Below are 2,258 nucleotides of genomic sequence, written 5' to 3' on the forward strand. Positions count from 1 at the left end.
GTAAAATCAGAAAAACTTGAGTTATAATTTTTTGCATTATTTCTTCTTCCTTGACTGAGGCACAACTTAACCAGCTGCCTAACGCCGCGCTCTGCGGCAAATTTGGAGCGCAGCGGAAAATTTGTCCGGCAGCAGCGCCTTGTTAGCCATTGGCCTCTTCTACCTTTTCCTTAAACACCGTTTCAATTGCAGCTTTAGCTATGGGATCAATGATATAGGTGTAGCTTCTTTGAGGCTGCGCAAATATTATACTGTTTGAGTAATTAGAGAATACCCGCTCATTGTCATAATATTGGCTTCCAGATGATGAACGATTGTATCTCTTTGTACTTATAGAATCTTTAGTTAGGAACTCTTGGAAATGCCGCGCATCTTCTGGCTGGATACCTTCAAAGAATCTAACTAGCGCATTAAATTTAAGTTCATCGAATCTACGCCATAACTCATTTTCCAAAATATCCTTTGCAACGGCAGTTAAAGAGGCTGATTCATACCGCTCGCCAACGGCTGGGGTATAGATAATGTTAAAGTTTTTAAGGGTGAATAAAGGAGCTCCCTTTTTAACCTGAACATGATTCTGCCTTTTTAATTCTTGGATTATGTAAAGCTGAAATATGTCTAATGTTTCAAATGCACTACGTATATTTTCTCGATTTCTTAAACTCTTGGACTCTGCATTCTTGGCATCTTCTGTAGCCTTTTCCAGCTTCTCTTTTTCTTCCTGACGATTCTGGAAATAAGAATATATAAGCCCTATGACACCATAGACCAAGCGAACTGAGGTAATAAATGTCAATCCTCTGAGAACTGTTTCAGACACTGAATCAATTGTGACTAGGTCTTTAGAAGAACAAACCAAAACTGCCATAGAAACGGCGAATATGGCTATATTCAGCCTCATATCCTTTGCTTTAGTAAGAAGCTCCAAAACCTCTTTAGAACTCTGCACTAAGATTTACTCCTAATTGATGGCTAACGTTTAGCTAAACGGCGTAGTAATGTTGGCGACTTTTGTGCGTGTTTTTGCGCAAAAGGTGCCAACATTACGGAGTCCGATTTGAGCGCCTGGTTATGTGTTTTTTTGTTTGTGGTCATACATTGCCTTTGAATACGCAATAACCCCTGTGACAAAAAATCCCGTTGCGAGCGCTGGTAAAAGTTCAATACAAAATGCTACAGGGTACAAATCTTTTTCGGGAATACTTTTTAAATATGGAACAGGTATCAAAAGCACAAGCCCCATTTTAATTAGATACTTGTTGAAAGAATCTAAATTTTTCCAGACATCGGAAATATCTGGCATATCTTTTTTGAGAGAAAGAAAAGCCCAAGTGAAATATACCACTGGTAGCAACAATATGAGTGCCAGTAAAAGAACTGCTGTAAATGACATAGATAGAATCTTCCTTAATTAATACACATAACGCCCGGCTTTGGGGCGGACTTGTAGCCGCGAAGCGGCGGAAAGGCCGTCCCAGCCCCGAAGGGGCGACAACAGCCGCTTGTTATGAATTTTCTGGGCCATGAACAATAACTCGTCCCCACAATTCCTGTTTATATTCAATACCAGCCTCGGAGAATGCAAGGCTTGCATGATCTTCCCATTGACTGTCATCTTCGAGAGAAAATTTCTTTCCTGAGTCGATGTAACGGCTTAGGTAACTAATAATTTCGACGGTATCAATTATAAGACGAGCTGTACAAGGCGTAGGAACGTTAAAAGCCTCTTTCTGATCATACCAAGTTGTCGCCTCGTCTCTTTGATGGTCCTTTTTTGGAATCCCATTAATTTTTGACTTAAGATTCAGAATCAAACTTCGCTGATCCTTCGTAAGGAGCCTATTTGCGGCAATCAGTTCGACTACAAGTGAGTCGATGCAACTCATATCTACAGGAGTAAATCCAGAATACGAAGAGCGCACAGGGTTTTCGAACTCGTCAACTAGATCTTTGAGCCAAGCCTGAAAGTATTCTTTCAACAGACGAATTTCATTATCAAAGCCTACTTCCAGCGCATCTGCTCTTTTATTATGCATTCGCAGGCTAAGCCAATGCCCAAAGTAAACAGAACAAATAGTAAAGAGCGCACCAGCAAGAGCTATTAACCAAGGCTCATATTTTAGGAGTGCGGATATTATTTGCTTACAGTTCTCAGCCTCCATTACCACCTCATTCATAACAGCTTATTATGGAGACTTCTCAGTAATGTCCGTTCCATAATCACCAATAATTATCACTTAATATTCCACAATTTCAAC

Annotated in this window: 3 protein-coding genes; all 3 read right to left on the reverse strand. The window is 40.2% G+C overall.

What is annotated here, in order from left to right:
• Positions 1 to 142: 142 nt before the first annotated feature.
• Positions 143 to 949, reverse strand: coding sequence for a hypothetical protein (locus IE155_RS17825; protein ID WP_071237965.1), 807 nt, complete (start codon positions 947 to 949; stop codon positions 143 to 145).
• A gap of 120 nt (positions 950 to 1,069) precedes the next feature.
• Entirely contained in the window at positions 1,070 to 1,393 is a 324-nt protein-coding gene (locus IE155_RS17830) for a hypothetical protein (RefSeq protein ID WP_189379685.1), read from the reverse strand.
• 112 nt (positions 1,394 to 1,505) lie between these two features.
• A complete protein-coding gene (locus tag IE155_RS17835) occupies positions 1,506 to 2,177 on the reverse strand; it encodes a hypothetical protein (RefSeq protein ID WP_189379687.1) in 672 nt (223 codons plus the stop codon).
• Between the last annotated feature and the right edge of the window lie 81 nt (positions 2,178 to 2,258).

Source organism: Thalassotalea profundi, from assembly GCF_014653195.1.
GTDB classification, from domain to species: Bacteria; Pseudomonadota; Gammaproteobacteria; order Enterobacterales; family Alteromonadaceae; genus Thalassotalea_B; species Thalassotalea_B profundi.

Bases quoted from the DNA above. Each gene is read 5' to 3' on its own strand.
- IE155_RS17830 (WP_189379685.1), bottom strand. From the start codon at position 1,393: ATGTCATTTACAGCAGTTCTTTTACTGGCACTCATATTGTTGCTACCA.
- IE155_RS17835 (WP_189379687.1), bottom strand. From the start codon at position 2,177: ATGAATGAGGTGGTAATGGAGGCTGAGAACTGTAAGCAAATAATATCC.